Annotated in this window: 19 protein-coding genes; 12 read left to right on the forward strand and 7 right to left on the reverse strand. The window is 66.1% G+C overall.

Translation table 11 applies throughout. The annotated features are described in order from the left end of the window. The first annotated feature begins 105 nt into the window (after nt 1-105). The 3 genes from VEG08_14060 to VEG08_14070 all read left to right on the forward strand — a co-directional run bounded on the left by VEG08_14060 (nt 106) and on the right by VEG08_14070 (nt 1,627). Nucleotides 106-633: a MarR family transcriptional regulator gene (locus VEG08_14060; protein HXZ29113.1), complete on the forward strand. Its 528-nt coding sequence runs from the start codon at nt 106-108 to the stop codon at nt 631-633. Between the two features lie 73 nt (nt 634-706). Continuing rightward, nucleotides 707-1,126, forward strand: coding sequence for a hypothetical protein (locus tag VEG08_14065; GenBank protein ID HXZ29114.1), 420 nt, complete (start codon nt 707-709; stop codon nt 1,124-1,126). Nucleotides 1,127-1,171: 45 nt separating this feature from the next. Further along, nucleotides 1,172-1,627: a DCC1-like thiol-disulfide oxidoreductase family protein gene (locus VEG08_14070; protein HXZ29115.1), complete on the forward strand. Its 456-nt coding sequence runs from the start codon at nt 1,172-1,174 to the stop codon at nt 1,625-1,627. 8 nt (nt 1,628-1,635) lie between these two features. Here the strand turns inward: VEG08_14070 and VEG08_14075 are convergent, their stop codons facing one another. The 6 genes from VEG08_14075 to VEG08_14100 all read right to left on the reverse strand — a co-directional run bounded on the left by VEG08_14075 (nt 1,636) and on the right by VEG08_14100 (nt 7,229). Then, the gene (locus VEG08_14075; protein HXZ29116.1) at nt 1,636-1,818 is read right to left on the reverse strand and encodes a hypothetical protein; all 183 of its coding nucleotides are present in this window, start codon (nt 1,816-1,818) and stop codon (nt 1,636-1,638) included. A gap of 69 nt (nt 1,819-1,887) precedes the next feature. Continuing rightward, nucleotides 1,888-2,904 (reverse strand): LssY C-terminal domain-containing protein, encoded by a 1,017-nt coding sequence (locus VEG08_14080; GenBank protein HXZ29117.1) that lies wholly within the window; start codon nt 2,902-2,904, stop codon nt 1,888-1,890. 367 nt (nt 2,905-3,271) lie between these two features. Beyond that, complete coding sequence (locus tag VEG08_14085) at nt 3,272-3,820, reverse strand: hypothetical protein (protein HXZ29118.1); 549 nt, start codon at nt 3,818-3,820, stop codon at nt 3,272-3,274. 3 nt (nt 3,821-3,823) lie between these two features. Further along, the gene (locus VEG08_14090; protein ID HXZ29119.1) at nt 3,824-4,741 is read right to left on the reverse strand and encodes a hypothetical protein; all 918 of its coding nucleotides are present in this window, start codon (nt 4,739-4,741) and stop codon (nt 3,824-3,826) included. 63 nt (nt 4,742-4,804) lie between these two features. Further along, nucleotides 4,805-6,283 (reverse strand): pyridoxal-dependent decarboxylase, encoded by a 1,479-nt coding sequence (locus VEG08_14095; protein ID HXZ29120.1) that lies wholly within the window; start codon nt 6,281-6,283, stop codon nt 4,805-4,807. A 220-nt stretch (nt 6,284-6,503) separates the two neighbouring features. After that, complete coding sequence (locus VEG08_14100; protein ID HXZ29121.1) at nt 6,504-7,229, reverse strand: TrmJ/YjtD family RNA methyltransferase; 726 nt, start codon at nt 7,227-7,229, stop codon at nt 6,504-6,506. A 125-nt stretch (nt 7,230-7,354) separates the two neighbouring features. On the opposite strand from VEG08_14100, the gene VEG08_14105 reads away from it, so the two are divergent. Then, a complete protein-coding gene (locus VEG08_14105) occupies nt 7,355-7,837 on the forward strand; it encodes a hypothetical protein (protein HXZ29122.1) in 483 nt (160 codons plus the stop codon). Nucleotides 7,838-8,288: 451 nt separating this feature from the next. On the opposite strand, the gene lysS is transcribed toward VEG08_14105, so the two are convergent. Next, nucleotides 8,289-9,917 (reverse strand): lysine--tRNA ligase, encoded by a 1,629-nt coding sequence (gene lysS, locus VEG08_14110; GenBank protein ID HXZ29123.1) that lies wholly within the window; start codon nt 9,915-9,917, stop codon nt 8,289-8,291. A gap of 92 nt (nt 9,918-10,009) precedes the next feature. Here lysS and VEG08_14115 point away from each other — a divergent pair, with 92 nt between their 5' ends. The 8 genes from VEG08_14115 to nuoK all read left to right on the forward strand — a co-directional run bounded on the left by VEG08_14115 (nt 10,010) and on the right by nuoK (nt 15,599). Then, nucleotides 10,010-10,366, forward strand: coding sequence for an NADH-quinone oxidoreductase subunit A (locus tag VEG08_14115; protein HXZ29124.1), 357 nt, complete (start codon nt 10,010-10,012; stop codon nt 10,364-10,366). Between the two features lie 131 nt (nt 10,367-10,497). Then, nucleotides 10,498-11,154, forward strand: coding sequence for an NADH-quinone oxidoreductase subunit C (locus tag VEG08_14120; GenBank protein ID HXZ29125.1), 657 nt, complete (start codon nt 10,498-10,500; stop codon nt 11,152-11,154). Continuing rightward, a complete protein-coding gene (locus VEG08_14125) occupies nt 11,151-12,311 on the forward strand; it encodes an NADH-quinone oxidoreductase subunit D (GenBank protein HXZ29126.1) in 1,161 nt (386 codons plus the stop codon). Before VEG08_14120 ends, VEG08_14125 begins: the two co-directional genes overlap by 4 nt. Nucleotides 12,312-12,373: 62 nt before the next feature. Continuing rightward, entirely contained in the window at nt 12,374-12,787 is a 414-nt protein-coding gene (locus VEG08_14130; protein HXZ29127.1) for a GxxExxY protein, read from the forward strand. A 95-nt stretch (nt 12,788-12,882) separates the two neighbouring features. Further along, on the forward strand, nt 12,883-14,205 hold the full coding sequence (locus tag VEG08_14135) for a complex I subunit 1 family protein (GenBank protein ID HXZ29128.1): 1,323 nt from the start codon (nt 12,883-12,885) through the stop codon (nt 14,203-14,205). Further along, complete coding sequence (locus VEG08_14140) at nt 14,202-14,663, forward strand: NADH-quinone oxidoreductase subunit I (GenBank protein HXZ29129.1); 462 nt, start codon at nt 14,202-14,204, stop codon at nt 14,661-14,663. Before VEG08_14135 ends, VEG08_14140 begins: the two co-directional genes overlap by 4 nt. Beyond that, the gene (locus VEG08_14145; GenBank protein ID HXZ29130.1) at nt 14,663-15,220 is read left to right on the forward strand and encodes an NADH-quinone oxidoreductase subunit J; all 558 of its coding nucleotides are present in this window, start codon (nt 14,663-14,665) and stop codon (nt 15,218-15,220) included. The genes VEG08_14140 and VEG08_14145 overlap by 1 nt, the downstream gene beginning before the upstream one ends. Before the next feature lie 73 nt (nt 15,221-15,293). Next, on the forward strand, nt 15,294-15,599 hold the full coding sequence (gene nuoK / locus VEG08_14150) for an NADH-quinone oxidoreductase subunit NuoK (protein ID HXZ29131.1): 306 nt from the start codon (nt 15,294-15,296) through the stop codon (nt 15,597-15,599). The last annotated feature ends 272 nt before the right edge of the window (nt 15,600-15,871 follow it).

The raw sequence follows: 15,871 nt of genomic DNA on the forward strand, positions 1-15,871 counted from the left end.
AGCTGCTACAGAAGCTCTAGGTCCGCGCCCCTCCAGGCCTCGGGCCCTCTTGACAGACCGCCATCGCATTCAGTATATTCTGTCTGTACAGAAACGACGGACGATATGACCACGCTCTCCGAGACCAAGAAGCGCTACATCCTGCACTGGGGGGAGATGGGCACGCGCTGGGGCATCAACCGCACCGTCGCCCAGATCCACGCCCTGCTCTATCTGGCGCCCCAGCCCCTGCCCGCCGACGAGATCGCCCGCACCCTCTCCGTGGCCCGCTCCAACGTCTCCACCAGCCTGCGCGAACTGCAGAGCTGGGGCTTGGTCCACCCCGTGCACATCCTGGGCGACCGCCGCGAGCACTACCAGGCGCTCAAGGACGTCTGGGAGATGTTCCGCCTCATCATCGAGCAGCGCAAGCGCCGCGAGGTGGACCCCACCCGCGAGCTGCTGCGGCAGTGCCTGGCCGAGGCGGAGCGCGGCGACGCCTACTTCCGCGAGCGTCTGCACGAGATGTCCGAGTTCTTCGAGACCATGACCGGCTTGTATGAGGAAGTCCGGCAGATGCCCCCGGGCGCGGTGCGCGCCCTGGGCCACATGCGCGGCAAGCTGCGCAAGCTGCTGCACTTCCAGGCCGGCTGAAGATTTTTTTTGGGATTGTGTTTCTGTCCGTACAGAACAAACTGACGACAGGAACCAGAAAGGAGGAATCCCGATGACCGCCGCCGCGCTCCCCTTCCTCTGCGGCCTGGGCCTGGCCCTGGCCGCCTGCCTGGCCACCTTCCTCTACCTGCGCCCGCCCCTGCTGCAGATCCTGGAAGATCTCTGCGGCAACCACGCTCGCGCCCGCTTCTGGGCGGCCTTCTCCGGCATCGCCGTGGTCTTCGTGCCCCTGATCTTCGCGCTGCACATGCGCCTGGCCGCGGGCGCCGGCGAGCCCTTCGTCTTCACCCTGGCCCGCCAACTGGAGTGGGCCTTCGCCGGCCTGGTGCTCTCGGTGCTGCTGCTGGGCTGGGTGATCGGGCGCTTCATTCCCCGGGAGACTCCGCGCGAGCGCCCCGACGTGCGCAAACCGCCTTCGCCCGCGCCCGTCCCCAGGCAGGACGAGGCTTGGAGGGACTCATGGAGTGGCTGAAGGGAGCTCTGGGACTACTATCTTTGAACGCTGTCAGTGCGTGGAATGAGCGAGGGGAATTCAGCTCCGGGCGGGCATCCAGTCGTCCTCTTTGACGGCCTCTGCGGATTCTGCAACACCATGGTGCGCCGCACTCTGCGCCGCGACCGCGATGGCGTCTTCCGCTTCGCGCCGTTGCAGGGGGCGGCCGGGCGAGCCATCCTGTCGCGGCACGGCATCACGCTGCCCGCCGCCGGCTCCTCCGATCCCGGCACCTTCTACCTGGTGCTCGACCCCGGCGCTCCCGGGGAGCGCCTACTGGCGCGCTCGGAGGCCGTCGCCTGCCTCGCGCGCGGGCTGCCCGGCTTCTCCCTCCCGGCGGCGCTCTTCCGCTGGCTGCCCCGGCGGCTGCGCGACGCGCTGTACGACTTTGTCGCGCGCCACCGCTACCGCCTCTTTGGGCGTTACGAAAGCCGCCCGCTGCCCACGCCCGAGGAGCGCGCCCGCTTCCTCGACGGCTGATGCCGCCTTCAGGCCGGGACCTGCGCCTGCAGCTCCTGCAGCAGGCGGTCGAGCAGCTCTTCTTCCCGCTTGAGCAGCTTCTTGAAGTCCGCGCCCTCGGTGCGGTAGATCTCCGCGCGCAGATTGGCGCGGTAGGTGGTGAGGATGCTGGCCAACAGGCTGCATTCCTCGTTGGAGATAGTGAGTTGCATAGGCTGATCCTTCCTTCTCTATTGTAGATGCGATGCCGGGGGCGGGAGTCGCGCGATCGCGCTCGCCGCCTACTTGAGCACGAGGATCAGCACTCTTCCGTCGGAGTGGAAGCTGCCACCCGTGGCGGTCTGGAAGTCGCCCTGGAGCGGGTCGGCGGGAGTGGCGTGGTCGAGCCCGCTCAGCAGCCCGGTGGCATTCAAGGTCTGGCCCACGAACTCGCGCTCGTCGTCCACGGCGGGATCGATATGGTGGGTGATGCCCCCGGTGCGCTGGTCTTTCTCGAAGCCCAGATCGTGGGTGGCGGCGCCCGCCCACACCGTCTGCCCGTTCATGGTGAGCGGCGTCTTCCACAACCGCAGGTGATGGCGCTGCGCCACCACCACCGCCGGCTCGGCACGCGCCAGGCCGTAATCCTGCGCCCGCCCGAACAGATACAGCTCGCTCATGGGCATTTGCACGTAGGCTTCCTTGCTGAGCGTGGCCAGCACCGCGTGCAGCACCGCCTCCTGGTTGGTGCGGTCCACCTGCACCCACCCGGCCGCCTCAAAGGCCGCGGCGACCTTCTCCTCCGGGCCCACCAGCAGGAAGTTGACCATGTCGCCGGGATTGCCCTGGGCGTCCACCACCCGCCGCGGGATCTGGCGCAGCAACTCGGGATCGAGTTTGACCGCCGCCGCCGCCGGGCCCGCGCCCGCCGCTTTCCCCGGCGCGATCGAGATCCTGGCGTGGAAGCTGCCCTCGGCGCTATCGTTGCCCGCCTGATTCAGGCCCAGGTAGAGGCGCCCGCCGCGGGCGGCGGTGATCTCCTTGCTCGCGCCCACCAGGAAAGGCACCTCGTTGCCGTCGCTGCCGATCTTGCCGATGAGCGCGCCGGTGCCCGCCGCATTCACGGGCAGCGAGCGGATCAGGTCGAGCCAGCCCCGCGGCAGGCCCTCCGGCCCGCAACTCTTGCCGGTGTAGCTCACCTGCCCGGATGCGGTGACCGTGATCTTGTCGCCGGGCTGGATGTCCAGGCCGGTGTCGGTCCATGCCGGCTGGCCGCCCACGTCCACCTCGGCTCCCAGCTTGCGGCTTCCCGGGGGCACGACAGGCGCCGCGGGCGCCGTCGCGGCGGGAGCCGGCGTCGCTGGCGGCGCTGGACTCGCCGGCGGGCTGAGGTTCTGCGACGGAACGGGCGAAGCCGAGGTCGGAGGAGGAGCCTGGGCCGCGCTCTGCGGCGGCACGCAGCGCGGCCACCGGTCCTCTTGCGCGCGCGCCGGCAGGCTGAGCAACGCCGCCACGCCCGCCACGGCCGCCCAGAAGGCAAGCCGTCCACCGCACCTGCTCGTCCTCGGCTCCAGTCTCATCAGAAGTCACGCCCTGCGCTTACAGTAGCCGCCCGCGGTGCCGCGGGCAAGTTCCGCCCCTGGCCTCTTGGATGCCGGCGGGCGCGGGCGCGGCTGCCCCGCCGTCTCAGGAGCGCTCCGCCGCTCGCGCCCGCCACGCCAGCCATCCCACCGTCGCCAGCATCCCCGCCCAGCCCAGCAGCCGCACCACCAAGGCCAGGCGCGTGTCCCACTGCAAGAGCCCCACCCGCGAGAGCATGACGAACCAGTCGTGCTCCACGTCCTCCCCGCCGCCGATCGACACCAGCGGCAACTGCTGCGCCCGCGCGTCCGCCATGTAAGTGGCGATGGGCAGGAAGTTCTCGAAGAAAAAGAAGGAGCAGAAAGCGGTGGCCGCTGTCTGACGCTGGAAGAAGAAGTAGGTCGCCAGGAGCAGCGGCACCAGCAACTGGAAAAGCGTCCCGCCCATCAGGCCCAGCGTCTCTCCGAACCATCCGAACAGGGCGTGCCCGGCCTCGTGCACCACCAGATTCACGTTGTCGATGAAGAGGTAGCCGCCGTGGGCGACCAGCGCGTAGAGCAGGAAGAGCGCGTAGAAGGCCAGCCACGCCGCCAGCGCCGGCCGCGACAGCGGGCGCCACGGCCGCTCCAGCGCCTCCCGCAGCGCCTCGAGCATGTCTTACCTTCCCCCGTCGGCGGCTTGAGCGTGTTGCCGCAACAATTCCACCGCCTGTTCCAGGCTCAGCGTGGCGGGCACCGCCTGAAAATCCGAGTAGCTCACCCTCTGCTGTGCCCGCTTCTTGCTGAACAGGATGCGGTAGCTCAGGTCCACGTCGATGCGGGTGACCCGCCAGGTGCCGTCGGGGATGCGCCCGTTCTCGATCTCGATGTGCCCGCCCTTGTACAGCCGCCCGATGATCCCCCAGCCGAAATCCACGTCGCGGAACAGTTGCGTGTGGATGCGCACCACGCGTTCCGCCCTGGGATCGATCCACACCTGCCCGTCCATGCTGGCAAAGGCCTGGCCCTCGCGGAAGGTCGGCTCGAACTTGGGGTTGGGCTGGAACCGGATGCGCACCAGCCCGTCCGGCTCCACCCCGTCGTATTGGTAGAGGAAGGCGTCGGGCAGGGCTTCCAGCGCCCGCCGTCGCCGCTCCGACTCCTCCTGGAACTGCTTCTGGTCTTTGCTGACCCAGGCGGGATCGCGCAGGATGCGCTGCTGGTCCTTCTCCACCTCCGCCATCTCGTCCGCGGTGAGCGGGCGCCCGTCGAGGGAGAGCAGGCGTCCCACCGGGCCTTGCGGGGTCTCCACCCGCAGCGTGATCCGCGATCCCGCCGGCTGCTCCCGCTGTGCCCGGTACATCTGGTAGTGGGGTGGGTCTTCTTCCTTCAGGTCGGCCTGGGCGGCGCGCCGCACCAGCTCCTGCGCGCTCAGGCTGGGAAAAGGACTCGTGCTGGAGCCATGGTCGGCGTCGTGATTGTTCTGCGCCGGCAGCCCGCTCGCCGCGAGCGTCAGCAGCAGGCCGAGGACCGGGAGCAGCCGCGCCCGTCCCGGCCGGGCAGGCAGGATGTGCGCGCGCGTTCGAGCAGGGTACATAGCGGCCGCGGAGTCCAGCCCTTCAATTGTCGAGGCTGGCTCGCGGGAAAGCAACCGCCGTTGTCACCGCGCTCGTGTGCGCGCCGGCACCGCCTCGGCGGCGCGCACCAGCGCCTCCTGGAGCTGCTCCAGGTTGCTCTCCCCGGTGAGATAGCTGATCACCATCATGCGCATCACGCTGCGCCCGCTGACCCGGGTCAGCGAGATCCACTGCCGCCCGTCGCGCGTGACTGCGTCCACCACCGCGGCGTTGGCGGCCGCAACCTCTTCTTCGTTCCCGCCCTGGACGCGGAAGTTCACGATGGGCAACTGCGGCTCCAGAGCCAGTTCGTAATCCTCCGAGCGCCGCACCCAGGCGGAGAAGCCCGCCGCCAGCTTGAGCTGCCGGTCGATCATCTCCTCGTAGGCCAGCCGGCCGTGCACCCGCAGCGTCAGCCAGAACTTCAGCGAGTTCATGCGCCGCGACCACTGCGCGCTCACCTTGAAGTTGTCCAGCAGTTGCGCCCCGGCCACCCGTGGCATATAGGGCGTGGCCACCGCGAAGGCCGCCTGCAGGCTCTCCGGGTGCGAGGTCAGCACCACGCCCGCGGCGAAGGGCATGGCCAGCCACTTGTGCGGGTCGAGGGTGATGGAGTCCGCCTGCTCCAGTCCGCGCACCAACTCGCGGTGCCGGTCGGAGAAGACGGCGGCGGCGCCATAGGCGCCGTCCACGTGCAGCCACAGTTGCTCGCGGCGGCAGACGGCGGCCAGCGCTTCCAGGTCGTCGATGGCGCCGGAATTGGTGGTGCCCGCGGTCCCCACCACGCAGAAGGGGCGATGTCCGAGGGCGCGGTCGCGCGCAATGGCTGCTTCCAGCTTGGCGACCTCCATCTGCGCGCGCTCGTTGACCGCGACCCGTCGCAGCGCCCTGCGTCCCAGCCCCAGCAGTCCCGCCGACTTGTCCAGCGAATGGTGCGATTCCGCCGAGGCGTAGAGCACCGGCTTCGCGCCGATCGCGGCCACACCTTCCTCCACCGACTCCGGGAAGTGCGTCGCCAGGGCCAGCGCCAGCGCGCTGAAATTGGCTTCGTTGCCGCCGCTGGTGAAGGTGCCGTCGAACGCGACCTTTCGATTCTTGTCATCCCGAGCCGCAGGCGAGGGATCTGCACTTCTCCAAATCCTCTCCCCGATCCAGCGCACCGACTCGCTCTCGATCTTCGAGGCCAGTTGCGAGCGCGCCAGCGTGGCCAGTTGCGGATTCAGCGCCGCCACCAGCGCCTCCGCCAGCACCGCCATATAGGTGGGCGTGGGGTTCATCAGCCCGAAGTAGTTGGCGCTGGGGACGTGGAAGCCCTTGTCCACCAGCTCGCGGCAGGCCTCGTCGAGGACGGCCTCGGCGCTTGCGCCCAGATCGGGCATGCGGTCGCTCAATTGGCCGAAAGTGCGCGCTTCCAGGGGAAGCTGGACGGCACGCTCGGGCAGGGAAGAGAAGTAGTCGTTGATGGCGTCGATCAGCTGGTAGCCGAGCTTGCGGCGGGTTTCGCGGTCGAAGTCAAATCCCATGGATGGGTACCTGCTTGTTTCAGTCGTTCGTCGTTGGTCGTTCGTCGCTGGCCGAGTCGGCCTCCTGTGTGGATAGCCGCTCCCGTGTGGCACAGCCGCCCTCGGCCGTGCTTCCCAGCAGTTTAGATGTTCGCCGCCGCGCTTGGGAACTTTGTTTTCCTTCGTGCCCTTCGTCTCCGCCTTTGTGCCCTTTGTGGTGTGCTTTTCTGGCGACCGGCGACTACCCCTTCCGCAACTTCCACGCCACCTGCCGCAACATGCCCAGCCAAACATTGGCATCGGAGGCCGGCAGCCCTAGCCGCCGCACCAGCCGGCGGATCTTCTCCCGCGTCGCCGCGCCCGCGCGCGGCTTCAGATACCCGCTCGCCGCCAGCGTCTCCAGCAGCACCTCGGTCAGCCGCTCCACCTCGCCCGCCGCCGCTGGCCTCACCTTCTCCGCGGGCGCCGGCCGCGCCTCCCGCGCCAACTCGTACAGGCACACCGCCACCGCCTGCGCCAGGTTCATGGAAGGACGCTCGGCGCGCGTGGGGATGCGCAGCAGCCAGTGGCAGTGGCTGAAGTCTTCGTTGGAGAGCCCGCGCTTCTCTGATCCAAAGACCAGGGCCACGCGCCCGCTCTTCAGCCGCCGGCGGATGAGCGCCGCCCCCTCTTCCAGCCGCCTCAGGGGATGCTGTGGCTGGCGCCCGCGCGCGGCCGTCGTCCCCACCACCAGCGAGCAGTCAGCCACCGCCTCGGCCACGCTCTTGAATTCTTCGGCCTCGGCCAGCAGGGGCTCGGCGCCCACCGCCGAGCGCGCCTCGCGGAAGGCCACCTCGTAGGGATTGACCACGCGCAGCCGCAGAAAGCCGAAGTTGCTCATGGCGCGCGCCGCCGCCCCCAGGTTCAGCGGGTTGCGCGTGGCCACCAGCACCACCCGCAGACGATCGCGATCCGCAGCTTGCAGCATGCGGCCTATTCTACCCAGTGCCGATTTGAGATTTCAGATTGCAGATTGTCTTGCCGACGTCCGACGTCTGAGGTCTGACGCCTCGATTCTGCGCTACAATTCCGCTTCCCCCAAAGGAGAGCACCATGGCGGACGCAAGCGCTCCCCGCAAGGGCGGGGCCCTCGGCATCATCCTCATTCTGGTCTTCGCGATCGGGGTCCTGGTCCTGACCTACCTGCTGAGCGGTCACTTTCTCGACGGCTCGGGCGTAGGTGTGGCGATGGGGGTCGGCATCGGCGCCGCTATCGCCTCGCTGCTGATCACCGGCATCCTGGAGAAGATGAAGGCCCCGTCCCTGGCCGCGCCGGCGCTGCTGCTGCTGGCCGCGGCGGCGATCTTCTGGCGGGTGACGCTGCCCGTGCTGCATCGCCCCGACACCTTCTACGGCTACCAGGGCACCTATCAGGTCACCTACAGCGACGGCCGCACCGAGACGGTGGACGGCGCCGTCCTCGGCGAGAAGGAGTGGAGCAAGCACGCGGGAGGATGGATGGCGCTCTCCCCGGCCCCGGCCTGCTTCGCTATCGGCATTCTCGCCGACTCCCTGCGCAAGAAGCCGGCGGCCTGACGCTTCCTTTCCTCTGGAAGACTAGCGGGTGAGTGGGAAGAACAGCCGCCAGCATACGGTAGCCAAGTAGGCCACCACCCGCCGAAGTGCGTGCCCACGTAGTTGCGGTTGTAGAAGCGCAGCGGCATTTCCACGCCGATGGTCTTGAAGTCTTCCGCCAGCTCGGTCACGCGCACGCCCGCGCCCAGGTAGGGAGGATACTTCCGTAGCCGCCGCAACAATTGCTTCGCCGTCATCTTCCCCTGCCGCCTCGCATTCCTTCGTGCCCTTTGTGTGATCCTTTGTGTCCTTCGTGGTGAGATTTGAAAAGCTGAACCACGAAGGACACGAAGCAGACACGAAGGAAGCACGCTCGTTGAGGATCTGACGATAACGCCAGCGCAACCAATCCGGTGGCGCAAGCCGCAGCAACAGATCCTCCGCTCGGCTTCGCCTCGCGAAGGAGGACATCTCACAAAGATTTCTTCTCTGTGCCCTCTGTGTCCTCTGTGGTTGATTCCGTGATCTTCTCCGGCCGCAGCAGGGGGAAGAGGACGACGTCGCGGATGGAGCGTGAGCCCGTCAGCAGCATGACCAGGCGGTCGATGCCCACGCCCATGCCCCCGGTGGGGGGCAGGCCGTAGCTGAGCGCGCGCACGTAGTCGTGGTCCACCTCGGCCATAGCCTCCTCGTCGCCCTTCTGCCGCGCCCGTACCTGTTCCTCGAAGCGCCGCTGCTGCTCCTCCGGGTCGTTCAACTCGCTGAAGGCGTTGCCCAGCTCCATGCCGGCGATGAACACCTCGAAGCGCTCCACCCAGCCGGGCTCGCCGGCTTTGTCTTTCGAGAGCGGCGAGACCGACTTGGGGAAGTCGTAGAGGATGGTGGGCGGGATGAGTTGCCGCTCCGCCACCGCCTCGAATAGCGCCACGATGGTGCGACCGGGGTCGGCGTCGAAGGCCACGTGCTCGATGCTCTCCACCCCCACGCCGTCCAGGCGCGCAGGCGCGGACACGGTCACGCCCTTCGGGCCGTGGGCGCGGCTGGCGTTCAGCCGCTCCACCAGCTTCTTGAGCGACGCGGCGTCGGCGAAGTCGGACAGCGCCGGCTTCGCGCCCGCCTTCTCCGGCCAGTACTTCACGATGGCCTCGCGCATGGAGAGCCGCTGCCACTGCGCGAAGTCGATCTCGTGGCCCTCGAACGTCACCCGCGTCGAGCCGTTCGCCTCCTCCGCCACCTGCCGGAACATGGCTTCGGTCAGCTCCATCAGGTCCTTGTAGTCGGCGTAGGCCTGGTAGAACTCCAGCATGGTGAACTCGGGGTTGTGCATCCGGTCGATGCCTTCGTTGCGGAAGTTGCGGTTGATCTCGTAGACGCGGTCCAGGCCCCCCACCGTCAGCCGCTTCAGGTAGAGCTCGGGCGCGATCCGCAGATACAGGTCGAGGTCGAGCGTGTTGTGGTGGGTGATGAAAGGGCGCGCGGCCGCGCCTCCGGCGATGGGCTGCATCATCGGGGTCTCGACCTCGATGAAGCCGCGCCCGTCGAAGAAGTGCCGGATGGCCTGGATGATGCGGCTGCGCTTCACGAAGACCTCGCGCACCTCCGGGTTCATCACCAGGTCGAGATAGCGCTGGCGGTAGCGCAGTTCCACGTCCTGCAGGCCGTGCCACTTCTCCGGCAGCGGCAGCAGGGCTTTGGCCAGGAAGGTCAGCTCGTCCACGTGCACCGAGAGTTCGCCGGTCTTGGTTCGGAACAGGTAGCCGGCCACGCCCACCTGGTCGCCGAGATCGAGCAGGCGGTAGAGTTCGAAGCCGTTGTCGCCGACCGCATCCTTCTTCACGTAGATCTGCAGGCGCTGGCCGCCCTGCTGCAGGTGCGCGAAGCCCGCTTTGCCCATCAGGCGGATGGCCATGATGCGCCCCGCTACCCGCACCGTCACCCGCTCCCTTTCCAACTCCTCGCCGGATCTGCCGGAGTAGCCTGCCAGGATCTCCGGCACGGTGTGGGTGGCGGGGAAGCGCGTGGGATAGGCGGCTTGGCCCAGCGCCTCGATCTGCTTCAGCTTGGCGCGCCGCTGCGCGTAGATTTTTTCGTCGAGGGCCACGGATTCGTCCGCGATGCGAAGCAGGGATTATAGCAACCGCGGTTGCCGCCACGCGGGGAAGGGCGTACTATTTTCTGTTCGCGCGAGGAACCATGCCGAGCAATTACGTTCCCATCTTCATCTTCGCGGCGGTGGTGGCGGTGCTCATCCCCGCTACCCTCATCGTGGCCAAGCTGGTGCGCCCCAGCAAGCCGGAGAAGATCAAGCTCATGCCCTATGAGTGCGGTGTGGACCCCATCGGCGACTCCCGCCAGCGCTACACCGTCCGCTTCTACATCGTCGCCATCCTCTTCGTCTTATTTGATATTGAAACGGTGTACTTGTTCCCGTGGGCAGTGCAGTACAAGGCGCTGGGGCTATTTGGGTTCGTGGAGATGATGGTGTTCCTCGCCATCCTGATCGTGGGGTACGTCTGGATCTGGAAGAAGGGCGCCCTGGAGTGGATCTGAGACTGCGGAGTTTCGCATCCGCTGCTGTTGTGATTTTCATCACCTGTCGCAGTGATTTGGTTCCGTTGACACCCTTTCTGCAAGCTGTTACAAAATAACGTTCTTCCGAACCGCGCCACGCTTCAGGGAACATGGCCGACGAGACCAAAGGCAGCGATCAGCCCGCTCCTCCCAAGCCCTCCGAAGGCGCTGCCGCACCGTCGGAGAAGCCGGCCGCACCTGGCGCTGCCGCTCCGCCCGCCGCCAAGCCAGCCGCGCCCGCGCCTCCACCCAAGCCGGCGGGGCCGGTGCCCCTGCCCTGGGAGTCGGAGATGGTCACGCGGCTGCGCCAGCGCTTCGGTTCCGGCCTCCAGCCCTTCACCTACCTGGGCCAGAACTACGTGATCGCCGACCCCAGCATCGTGCTGCCGGTGCTGCAGGCGATGCGCGACGAGGAGCAGTTCGACTACTGCGTCGACGTCACCGCCGTCCACTATCCCAAGCGGGAGAAGCAGTTCGACGTGCTCTGGGTCCTCTATTCCTTCGTGCGCAACGAGCGCGTGCGCATCAAGACCATGATCGCCGAGGGCGAGAGCGCGCCCAGCGCCACCTCGCTGTGGGAGAGCGCCAACTGGCTGGAGCGGGAAGTGTACGACATGTTCGGCCTCCGCTTCGACGGCCATCCTGACCTGCGCCGCATCCTGCTGCCCGACGGCTGGAAGGGCCATCCCTTGCGCAAGGACTACGGCATCATCCAGCAGGACCAGGAATGGGTGCAGATCAACCTGGGGATCGAGAGCGGCCAATGAGCGAGTCCACCACCCGCACCGACCCCATCCTGGCCTTCGAGGAAAAGAAAGACCCTACCTTCCTGGACGCCACCGAACTGGTCCTCAACATGGGGCCGCAGCATCCTTCCACCCACGGCGTGCTGCGCGTCATCCTGAAGTTGGACGGCGAGAAGGTGCTGGGCACGGAGTGCGTGATCGGCTACCTGCACCGCGGGGTGGAGAAGATCGCCGAGCACCGCACCTATGCCATGTTCAACCCCTACGTGGACCGCATGGATTACGTGGCCGCGGTCTCCAACGGGCTGGGCTACTGCGAGGCAGTGGAGAAGCTGCTGAACGTGGAGGCGCCGCCGCGGGCGCAGTACATCCGCGTCATCCTCACCGAGTTGAACCGTATCGCCAGCCACCAGCTCTGGCTGGGCACCCACGCCCTCGACATCGGGGCCATGACCCCGCTCTTCTATACCTTCCGCGACCGGGAAGAGATCCTCAAGATCTTCGAGAAGTACTGCGGGGCGCGGCTGACCACCCACTCCTTCCGCATCGGCGGCTGCCAGTACGAGACCTACGAGGGCTTCGAGCAGGACGTGAAGAGGTTCTGCGACTTCTTCGAGCCCAAGATCGACGAGTACGAGCAACTGCTGACCACCAACCGCATCTGGGTGCAGCGGACCAAGGGCGTGGGCATCCTGTCGGGCCCGGACTGCAAGGCGCTGGGGGTGACCGGGCCGGTGCTGCGCGCCAGCGGGGTGAAGTGGGACCTGCGCAAGGCCCAGCCCTACGCCGCTTACAAAGACTTCGAGTTCGAGATCCCCACCGGGCAGAACGGCGACACCTACGACCGCTACCTGGTGCGGGTGGCGGAGATGCGGCAGTCGCTGCGCATCATCCGGCAGGCAGTGGAAGGCATCCCCGAAGGCGCCATCATGGCCAAGATCCCCAAGGTGCTGAAGCCGCCGGTGGGCGAGATCTACCACTCCATCGAGGCGCCCAAGGGCGAGCTGGGATACTTCGTGGTGAGCGACGGCTCCACCCAGCCCTACCGGGTGCGCGTGCGTCCGCCTTCGTTCGTCAACCTGCAGGCGCTGAACAAGATGGTGATCGGTGGGCTGGTGGCGGACGTGGTCGCGGTCATTGGCACTCTCGATATCGTCTTAGGAGAAGTAGACCGTTAAGAAAAAGCTCACCACAAAGAGCACCAAGGTAGACACGAAGGCCACGAAGGAAAGAAGAAGCGATGACGGTTGTACCTCTCAGGGCGAAACGGAGCGCCAACGAAGTCAGTCGCCTGATCTTGGATGCCGCCATGAAGGTGCATTCGGTCCTCGGGCCGGGGTTGCTGGAGAGCGCCTATGAGGCCTGCCTGGCCCAGGAACTACGCCTGAGGGGTTTGGATGTACAGACGCAGGTTCCGCTGCCAGTGGTTTATGAAGGTACCAAGCTGGAGGTCGGATATCGCGTCGACATGCTTGTTGAAGGAGTGGTGGTGATTGAGGTAAAGAGCGTGGATGGCATCGCACCGATCCATGAAGCCCAGCTTTTGTCGTACCTCAAACTAAGCGGCAGAAATCTGGGTCTGCTCTTGAACTTCAATACAGTCCACCTGAAGGACGGGATCCGACGTTTCGTGATGGGCACCGGTTGGCAGTGAGCCTTTTGTGAGACCTTTGTGTCCTTTGTGGTGAGCTTTTTCAAGGTCTAACCACCAAGGGCACAAAGGTAGACACGAAGGGCACGAAGGAAGAGATGCAGAGCTTTCTGGAGTATCTGAAATCGAATGTGACGCCGGGGCAGGCGGGCGACCCGCTGTGGGCGCTGATCTACATCCTCATCATCTTCGGCGGGGTGTCGCTGGTGGTGATGTCGATGAACTGGCTGGAGCGCAAGGCGCTGGCCCACATGCAGGTGCGGCTGGGGCCCATGAGGGTGGGCCCGCACGGGCTGCTGCAACCCATCGCCGACGCCATCAAGCTCTTCATCAAGGAAGACATCATCCCCGAGGGCGCCGACAAGCTGGTCTTCTGGCTGGCCCCGGTGGTGATCGTCATCGCCGCCTTCACCGTGTACATCGTGGTGCCCTTCGGGCCCACGCACGCGGTCACCGACATGAACATCGGCCTGCTGTTCATGCTGGGGGTGGCCTCGTTGGCCACCCTGGGCGTGATCATGGCGGGCTGGGCTTCCAACTCGCACTACCCGCTGCTGGGCTCGCTGCGCTCCAGCGCGCAGATGGTCTCCTACGAGATCGCCATGGGTATGGCGGTGGTTTCGGCGGTGCTGATGACCAGTTTCGCCGGGGGCAGCGGCTTTTTGGGAGAGATCTACGGCACCGGCGGCGCTAACCCGGCTGGCGGCACCCTCAGCATGATCGGCATCGTGCGCGCCCAGGAAGCGCAGCACGTCTGGTTCGTCTTCAAGTTCTTTCCCCTGGGACTGATCGCCTTCTTCGTCTTTGCGGTGGCCATGGTGGCGGAGACCAACCGCACCCCCTTCGACCTTCCCGAGGCGGAGAGCGAATTGACCGCCGGCTTCCACACCGAGTACAGCGGCCTGCGCTGGTCGCTGTTCATGCTGGGCGAGTACGCGGCCATGGTGGCCGTCTCCTCCATCGCGGTGACCCTCTGGCTGGGCGGCTGGCTGCGGCCCTTCTCCTCCTGGCACGGCCCCAGCATCACGCTGGGCAGCTACTGGCAGGGCGGGGCGGTGGACTTCGTCTTCTCGCTCTTTCCGGCGCTGCTCTTCTTCTTTCTGGCCCTGGTGGGATTCCTCGGGGTGATGCGCATGCCCAAGCACCCGCTCTTCCGCATCCAGACCTGGGGGCTGGCCGCCTTCGCGCTGGTGCTGGGCGGGATCGGGGTGGTGCTGCTGGCGCCCCCGGTGCGCGACCGCGTGCAGGACATCTTCTGGTTCACCGCCAAGGTGGCCGTCTTCATGTATCTCTACATCTGGTATCGCGGGACCTTCCCGCGCTACCGCTTCGACCAGCTCATGCGTCTGGGCTGGAAGTTCATGATCCCGACCGGCATCGCGGTGCTGATCGCCACCGCGCTCGTGGGGGTGCTGGCATGACGGCCTCGCAAGTGCTTCGCAAGATCTTCCTCGTCGACCTGCTGAAGGGACTGGCGCTGACCTTCCGCTACCAGCATCCCAAGGAGATCTACACCGAGCAGTATCCGCTGCAGCGTCCGCAGGTGGCGGAGCGCTACCGGGGCGCGCCCCGGCTGAACGTGAACCCGGAGACCAACGAGACCCTGTGCATCGCCTGCGACCTGTGCGCGCTGGCCTGTCCCGAGCACCTGATCGTGGTCTCCAGTGAGCGCAATCCCAACACCCGGCGCAAGGAACTCACCAACTTCACCTACGACCTGAGCCGCTGCATGTTCTGCGGGCTGTGCGAAGACGCCTGCCCCACCGACGCGCTGGAGTTGACCCAGGACTTCGAATTGGCGAGCTACACCCGCGACGGCCTCATCTGGGACCGCAAGACCCTGGAGGAAGGGCCGGAGCCCACGGTGTACAAGAAATGATGCTTCTGGCCACAAGCCTGTTGCAGCAGACAGCGGCGCCGGCCGCCGGCCAGCCCGTGGCCACCACCTTCTTTTTTTACCTGCTGGCGGGGATCGCGCTGGTGACGGGCGTGGCCGTCATCGTGCAGAAGAACCCGGTGCACTCGGCCATCTCGCTGATCTTCACTCTGCTCTCGCTGGCCGGGCTCTACCTGATGCTGTATGCCCCGTTTGTCGCCGGCGTGCAGATCATCCTGTACGTGGGCGGCATCATGGTGCTGTTCCTCTTCGTGATCATGCTGGTGAACATCGAGCGGGCGGAGAAGGAGTACCGCTTCAGCCGCCAGTGGTTCGTGGCCAGCCTGGCGGCGCTGGTGCTGGGCGCCATCTTCATCTTCGTGTACCTGAAGGGACATGAGCTGTTTCCGGAGAGATCGGCGGCGCTGCCGGAGAGCGCCAACACCCAGCAGATCGGGCAGATGCTCTACGTCAACTACCTGCTGCCCTTCGAGATCGCTTCGGTGCTGCTGCTGGTGGCGATCGTGGGCGCGGTGGTCATGGCCAAGAAGAGGATTTGAGATTGGGTGACTTGCTGACTTGGTGATTTGAAAACTGGGAACTGGGAACCGGGAACTGAGAACTGAGGTTGCAATGACTCCAATCAGCACACTGCACTACCTGGTCGTGGCGGCGGCGCTGTTCGCCATCGGGACCATCGGCGTGCTCACGCGGCGCAACGTGGTCATCATCCTCATGTCCATCGAGCTGATCCTCAACGCGGTGAACCTGAACCTGGTGGCCTTCAGCCACATGTACGGCCTGCACGGGCAGGTGTTTTCCATCTTCGTGATCACCGACGCGGCAGCGGAAGCAGCCGTGGGGCTGGGAATCCTGATCGCGTTCTTCAGGAACAAGGAAACGGTCAATGTGGATGAGGTGGATTTGCTTAAGTGGTGAGAAATCGGGTGATCGGGTGATCGGGTGAACGGAGAACCAATAGCGCACCACTAAGGACACAACGGGAAACACGAAGGGCACGAAGGCTCAACCGGGAACCGGGAACTGAGAACTAGCGAATGTTCTTCTTGGAGCACATCTGGGTGATCCCGCTGCTGCCCATGCTGGGGGCGGCGCTGATGTTCTTCTTCGGGCGTCGCTTCTCCAAGGCGTGGGTGAGCTTCCTCTGCGTGGGCGTAGTGGTGGTGGCGTTCGTGATGGCCTGCGGCGCG

The sequence above is a fragment of the Terriglobales bacterium genome, from assembly GCA_035624475.1.
In the GTDB taxonomy this organism is placed as follows: Bacteria; Acidobacteriota; Terriglobia; order Terriglobales; family Acidobacteriaceae; genus DASPRL01.